Genomic DNA, 6,571 nt, shown 5'->3' on the forward strand with positions numbered 1-6,571 from the left:
GCGTGGGGTCGACCGTGAGGGCGACCACACCGAGCGGCGCGGTGAGCGCGCGCAGCGCCGGTTCGGCGAGTCTGATCCACGGCTGGCGGGCGCCCAGGGCGGCGCCGAGGCGCTGCGGGCTGGTGAAGGCGACGGCGGTGCGCTCGCCGAGCCGGCCGGACAGGGACGAAGAGCGGCCCGGCCGGGCCGGGTTCGCAGGGCTCGGGGTCCTCGCCGAGCTGGAGCTCTGCCATGAAGTTCCTCCGTAGGAGAGAGTCCGGTCGTGCCGGGGGCCGGTCGGCGGGCGGCACACGGTGACGTTATGCCCGGCACGGGGTGCCGAATCCCGTGCCATGACGCGACGTTGACGCCCGGGGGCCCGACCCTGACGTGCTGCTTGCGGCGCTTTCCGGCCAGGCCCCGCGGTGGCCCCCGGCGGGCCCGGCGGCGCCCCCAGCAGAGTTCGGCAGGCTTCGGCAAGGCCGACGAGGCCCTCTTGAGCCGCCGCGCGCGGGCCAGTTGAATATCGGGCTCGGCGGGAACCCGGGCAGGGAGGAAGCGGGCGCCCCCGCCGGGCTCCCGCACCGTTTTCACCCGAAGGTCTCACCCCCCGAGGAGTGCCTCATGTTCCGGCTCTCACCGCACCGCCTTCCCGCCGTGGCCCGCTGGTTCGACTCCGGGGCGCCCGAATCCTCGGCCCTCGCCGAGCACGTCGCCGCCACGGGCGTCGGCGCCTGGTGGGGCGACCGCGCCCTCAGCCCGAGAGCCGTGGCGGTCTCCTGCGCGGGAAACGTCCTGTTCAGAGGCGACCCCGGCGCACTCACACCGGAGCTGGTCGCCCCCTTCGCGCACAGCCGCGTCGAGGCGCCGCCGGACTTCCTGCCGCTGTTCCGTACCGCCTTCGACCGGGTCGTCCCCGCGGAACGCCTGGTGTACGCGCACCGCGAGCCGGTGGCCGCGCCCCGGCCGCCGCGAGGCGTGACCGTACGCCGTCTCCGGGCCGCCGACGCCGGAGCCCTGGCGCGGCTCCACCCGGCCGCCGCCTGGATCCACGCGAGCTGGGGCGGGCCCGAGGGCCTCGCCGCCTCCGGGCACGGCTGGGCCGCCTTCGACCGGGGCGGCAGGGTGCTCACGGTCGCCTGCGGCTATTTCGCCGGCACCACGCACGAGCAGCTCGCCGTCCTCACTCCGACGGAGCACCGCCACGAACGTCTGGCGCTGGCGTGTGTCGCCGCCCTGTGCGCCGAGGTCACGGCGCGGGGCCGCACGGCGAGCTGGTCCTGCGGACGCGGCAACCGCCTCAGCCGCCTGCTTGCCTGGACGGCCGGGTTCCGCCTTGAGCGCGAGTACGTCCGCCATGTCACCGGGGCCGCCACGGCACGCCCGCAGTCCCCGCCCCGGGTCTCCGCGTGAGCCGCGCGAGCGAGCGCTTGAGCCCTAGCCCTACGCTCGTTAGAGATCAAGAGCGATCAGAAGAGGGCAAGGTCACAGCCGTGGGTGGCACCGCGTGCCAGGGGTTGACCCCTAGCATCGGGGCATGACGGTCCTGCCTGACGACGGGCTTTCCCTGGCCGCCGAGTTCCCTGATGCGACCCATGAGCAGTGGCAGCGCCTGGTGGAAGGCGTGCTGCGCAAATCGGGTAAGGACGTATCGGGGACGGCCGCAGAGGAAGCGCTGTCCACCGCTCTTGAGGACGGGCTCATCACCCGCCCCCTGTACACCTCCCGTGACGCCGCGCCCGCCGCCGGCCACCCCGGCTTCGCCCCCTTCGTACGGGGCGGCACACCCGGTGGCAGCGCCCCGGCGGGCTGGGACGTGCGGCAGCGGCACACGAGCGCCGATCCCGCCCGCACCAACGAGGCCGTGCTCGCGGACCTGGAGAACGGCGTCTCCTCGCTGTGGCTCGGCGTGGGCGCGAACGGCGTGCCCGTGGCCGCGCTGCCGCGGGCGCTCGACGGCGTCTATCTCGACCTCGCGCCCGTCGCGCTCGACGCGGGCGCCGAATTCGGCCCGGCGGCCCGCGCGTTGTTCGCGCTGTACGAGGCCGCGGGCGTCCCGAGGGAGTCGGCGCGCGGCACGCTCGGCGCGGACGTGCTCGGCCACGAGGCCCGCTCCGGCGAGGCGTTGGACCCGGCAGGGGCCGTCGAGCTCGCCCAGGTGTGCGCGCGGGAGTACCCGGAGCTGCGGGCGCTTGCCGTGGACGCGCTGCCGTACCACGAGGCGGGCGGTTCCGCCGCGCAGGAGCTCGGCGCGTCCCTGGCGACCGGCGTCGCCTATCTGCGCGAGCTGACGGCGGCGGGGCTCTCCGTGCCGGAGGCCTGCGCCCAGCTGGAGTTCCGGTACGCGGCGACCGCCGACCAGTTCCTGACCATCGCCAAGCTCCGTGCCGCGCGCCGCCTCTGGGCGCGGGTGGCCGAGGTGTGCGGCGCGCCCGCCGCCGGGGCGCAGCGCCAGCACGCCGTGACCTCGCCGGTGATGATGACCCGCCGTGACCCGTGGGTGAACATGCTGCGCACGACGGTGGCCTGTCTGGGGGCGGGGGTCGGCGGCGCCGACGCCGTCACCGTGCTGCCGTTCGACCACTCGCTGGGCCTGCCGGACGCGTTCGCGCGCCGTATCGCCCGCAACACCTCCACGATCCTGATCGACGAGTCGCATCTGGCCCGCGTGATCGACCCGGCGGGCGGCTCCTGGTACGTGGAGCGGCTCACCGACGACCTCGCCCGGGCCGCCTGGGCGTTCTTCCAGGAGATCGAGGGCGCGGGCGGCCAGGCCGCCGCCCTGCGCTCCGGCCTGATCGGCGAGCGCCTCGCCGCGACCTGGGCCGCCCGCAGCGAGAAGCTGGCCAGGCGCCGCGAACCGATCACCGGGGTCAGTGAGTTCCCGCACCTGGCGGAGCGCCCCGTGGAGCGCGAGGCCGCGCCGTCCGCACCGGCGGGCGGCCTGCCCCGGGTCCGGCGCGACGAGGCCTACGAAGCCCTGCGCGCCCGCTCCGACGCCCATCTCGCCGCGACCGGGAAGCGCCCGAAGGTGTTCCTCGCGGCGCTCGGCCCGGCCGCCGCGCACACCGCGCGGGCCGGTTTCGCCGCGAACCTGTTCCAGGCGGGCGGCATCGAGGCCGTGCACGAACCGGTCACGGTGGACGCGGCGACGGCGGCCGACGCCTTCCGGGCCTCCGGCGCGCCGGAGGCGGTCATCTGTTCGAGCGACGCGCTCTACGCCGAGCAGGCAGCGGCGGTCGCCGAGGCGCTCAAGGGCGCGGGCGCCGGGCATGTCTTCCTCGCGGGACGCGGCACGTACGAAGGCGTCGACACCTGCGTGTACGCCGGGTGCGACGCCGTGGCCGTGCTCTCCTCCACCCTCGACCGCATGGGAGTGGCGTAATGCGCATCCCCGACTTCTCCTCCGTCGACCTGGGTCCCGGCACGGGCACCGGGGGCTCGCCCGAGCAGTGGCGCGCCGCCGTGAAGGAGGCCTCGGGCCGGTCGGAGAGCGACCTGCTGTGGGAGACCCCGGAGGGCATCGGCGTCAAGCCGCTGTACACCGGCGCCGACCTGGAGGGCCTGGACTTCCTCGGCACCTACCCCGGCGTGGCCCCGTACCTGCGCGGCCCGTACCCGACGATGTACGTGAACCAGCCCTGGACGATCCGGCAGTACGCCGGGTTCTCCACCGCGGAGGAGTCCAACGCCTTCTACCGGCGCAACCTCGCCGCCGGGCAGAAGGGCCTCTCGGTCGCCTTCGACCTGCCGACCCACCGGGGCTACGACAGCGACCACCCACGTGTGACCGGTGACGTCGGCATGGCGGGTGTCGCCATCGACTCGATCTACGACATGCGCCAGCTCTTCGACGGCATCCCGCTGGACAGAATGACGGTGTCGATGACGATGAACGGCGCCGTGCTTCCCGTGCTCGCGCTGTACATCGTGGCCGCCGAGGAGCAGGGCGTACCGCCCGAGAAGCTGGCGGGGACCATCCAGAACGACATCCTCAAGGAGTTCATGGTCCGCAACACCTACATCTATCCGCCGACGCCCTCGATGCGGATCATCTCGGACATCTTCGCCTACACCTCGCAGAAGATGCCGCGCTACAACTCCATCTCCATCTCCGGCTACCACATCCAGGAAGCCGGTGCGACGGCCGACCTGGAGCTGGCGTACACCCTCGCCGACGGCGTGGAGTACCTGCGGGCCGGGCAGCGGGCGGGCCTGGACGTCGACGCGTTCGCGCCCCGTCTGTCGTTCTTCTGGGCGATCGGCATGAACTTCTTCATGGAGGTCGCCAAGCTCCGCGCGGCGCGCCTGCTCTGGGCGAAGCTGGTGAAGCAGTTCGACCCGAAGAACGCCAAGTCGCTCTCCCTGCGCACCCATTCGCAGACCTCGGGCTGGTCGCTGACCGCGCAGGACGTCTTCAACAACGTCACGCGCACCTGCGTCGAGGCGATGGCCGCGACCCAGGGCCACACCCAGTCCCTGCACACCAACGCCCTGGACGAGGCGCTCGCGCTGCCCACCGACTTCTCCGCCCGCATCGCCCGCAACACCCAGCTCCTGATCCAGCAGGAGTCGGGCACGACGCGCACGATCGACCCGTGGGGCGGCAGCGCGTACGTGGAGAAGCTGACGTACGACCTGGCCCGGCGTGCCTGGCAGCACATCGAGGAGGTCGAGGCGGCCGGGGGCATGGCCAAGGCCATCGACGCCGGCATCCCCAAGCTGCGCGTGGAGGAGGCCGCCGCGCGCACCCAGGCCCGCATCGACTCCGGGCGGCAGCCGGTCATCGGCGTCAACAAGTACCGCGTCGACACCGACGAGCAGATCGAGGTCCGCGCGGTCGACAACTCCTCCGTGCGCGCCCAGCAGATCGACAAGCTGCGGCGGCTGCGCGCGGAGCGCGACGACGCGGTCTGCCAGGACGCCCTGCGCGCGCTGACCTCGGCGGCCCAGCGCGGCTCAGGGCCCGGTCTTGAGGGAAACCTGCTCGCGCTCGCGGTGGACGCGGCCCGCGCCAAGGCCACCGTCGGCGAGATCTCCGACGCCCTGGAGAGCGTGTACGGGCGCCACGCGGGCCAGATCCGTACGATCTCCGGTGTGTACCGCACCGAAGCAGGCCAGTCCCCGTCCGTCGAGCGCACCCGCGCCCTGGTGGACGCCTTCGACGAGGCCGAGGGCCGCCGCCCGCGCATCCTGGTCGCCAAGATGGGCCAGGACGGCCACGACCGGGGCCAGAAGGTCATCGCGAGCGCCTTCGCCGACCTCGGATTCGACGTCGACGTCGGCCCGCTCTTCCAGACCCCTGCGGAGGTCGCACGCCAGGCCGTCGAGGCGGACGTGCACATCGTGGGCGTCTCCTCGCTGGCCGCCGGGCACCTCACCCTCGTACCGGCGCTGCGCGAGGAACTGGCCGCCGAGGGCCGCGAGGACATCATGATCGTGGTGGGCGGGGTGATCCCGCCGCAGGACATCGAGGCGCTGCACCAGGCGGGCGCCACGGCGGTGTTCCCGCCCGGCACGGTCATCCCCGACGCGGCGCACGACCTGGTGAAGCGACTGGCGGCCGATCTCGGCCACGACCTGTGAGCCGGTGAGCCCCCTGCCTGCCACCATCGACATCGACGCGTACGCCAAGGGCGTCCTCGACGGGAAGCGCGCGTTCGTCGCGCGCGCGATCACCCTCGTCGAGTCGACCCGGCCGCAGCACCGGGCGCTCGCCCAGGAGCTGCTGACCGAGCTGCTCCCGCACAGCGGGCGGGCGCGGCGGATCGGCATCAGCGGGGTGCCCGGCGTCGGCAAGTCCACCTTCATCGACGCGCTCGGCACGATGCTGACCTCGCTCGGGCACCGGGTGGCGGTACTCGCCGTCGACCCCTCTTCCACGCGCACGGGCGGCTCCATCCTGGGTGACAAGACCCGGATGGAGCGGCTCTCGCTGGACCCGGCCGCCTTCGTACGGCCCTCTCCCTCCGCCGGGACGCTCGGCGGGGTCGCCAAGGCGACCCGGGAGTCGATCGTGGTGATGGAGGCGGCGGGGTACGACGTGGTGCTCGTGGAGACCGTGGGCGTCGGGCAGTCCGAGACGGCCGTGGCGAACATGGTCGACACGTTCCTGCTGCTCACCCTCGCCCGCACGGGCGACCAGCTCCAGGGCATCAAGAAGGGCGTCCTCGAACTAGCGGACGTCATCGCCGTGAACAAGGCCGACGGTCCGCACGAGCGGGACGCCCGCTCGGCGGCGCGCGAACTGGCGGGCGCTCTGCGCCTGATGCACCCCAGCGACGCCGCGTGGACGCCGCCCGTCCTGACGTGCAGCGCGCGCGAGTCGAGCGGCCTCGACACGCTCTGGGACCGGCTCCAGCAGCACCACACGCTGCTCGACTCGACGGGTCGCCTCGCCGCCAAGCGCCGCGACCAGCAGATCGACTGGACGTGGGCGATGGTGCGCGACGAGCTGCTCGGCAGGCTCCGGAGCCACGACGGGGTCCGCCGGGTGACGCCGGAGGTCGAACAGCGGGTCCGCGAGGGCACCCTGACGGCCACGTCGGCGGCCGAGCTGATCCTGGAGGCGTTCCAGGGGACGGCGCCGGAC

Annotated in this window: 4 protein-coding genes and 1 pseudogene; 4 read left to right on the plus strand and 1 reads right to left on the minus strand. The window is 73.6% G+C overall.

Annotated features, from left to right (window positions below):
- Window positions 1-233: pseudogene (locus tag AB8Z36_RS27935) on the minus strand (SAV_915 family protein); the annotation flags it as partial.
- A gap of 370 nt (window positions 234-603) precedes the next feature.
- Here AB8Z36_RS27935 and AB8Z36_RS27940 point away from each other — a divergent pair.
- The 4 genes from AB8Z36_RS27940 to meaB form a co-directional block, all read left to right on the plus strand.
- Entirely contained in the window at window positions 604-1,392 is a 789-nt protein-coding gene (locus AB8Z36_RS27940; RefSeq protein ID WP_369216156.1) for a GNAT family N-acetyltransferase, read from the plus strand.
- A gap of 124 nt (window positions 1,393-1,516) precedes the next feature.
- The gene (locus tag AB8Z36_RS27945; protein ID WP_369216157.1) at window positions 1,517-3,364 is read left to right on the plus strand and encodes a methylmalonyl-CoA mutase family protein; all 1,848 of its coding nucleotides are present in this window, start codon (window positions 1,517-1,519) and stop codon (window positions 3,362-3,364) included.
- Window positions 3,364-5,565, plus strand: a complete 2,202-nt coding sequence (scpA, locus tag AB8Z36_RS27950; protein ID WP_369216158.1) for a methylmalonyl-CoA mutase — start codon at window positions 3,364-3,366, stop codon at window positions 5,563-5,565. Before AB8Z36_RS27945 ends, scpA begins: the two co-directional genes overlap by 1 nt.
- Window positions 5,566-5,578: 13 nt before the next feature.
- The coding region (gene meaB / locus AB8Z36_RS27955) for a methylmalonyl Co-A mutase-associated GTPase MeaB (RefSeq protein ID WP_369216159.1) at window positions 5,579-6,571 on the plus strand (993 nt) is incomplete at its 3' end.

The sequence above is a fragment of the Streptomyces flavofungini genome, assembly GCF_041028215.1.
GTDB classification, from domain to species: Bacteria; Actinomycetota; Actinomycetes; order Streptomycetales; family Streptomycetaceae; genus Streptomyces; species Streptomyces flavofungini_B.

What these genes read in the sequence shown, in the direction of transcription:
- AB8Z36_RS27940 (WP_369216156.1), top strand. Translation starts at nt 604, where the DNA reads ATGTTCCGGCTCTCACCGCACCGCCTTCCCGCCGTGGCCCGCTGGTTC.
- AB8Z36_RS27945 (WP_369216157.1), top strand. Translation starts at nt 1,517, where the DNA reads ATGACGGTCCTGCCTGACGACGGGCTTTCCCTGGCCGCCGAGTTCCCT.
- scpA (WP_369216158.1), top strand. Translation starts at nt 3,364, where the DNA reads ATGCGCATCCCCGACTTCTCCTCCGTCGACCTGGGTCCCGGCACGGGC.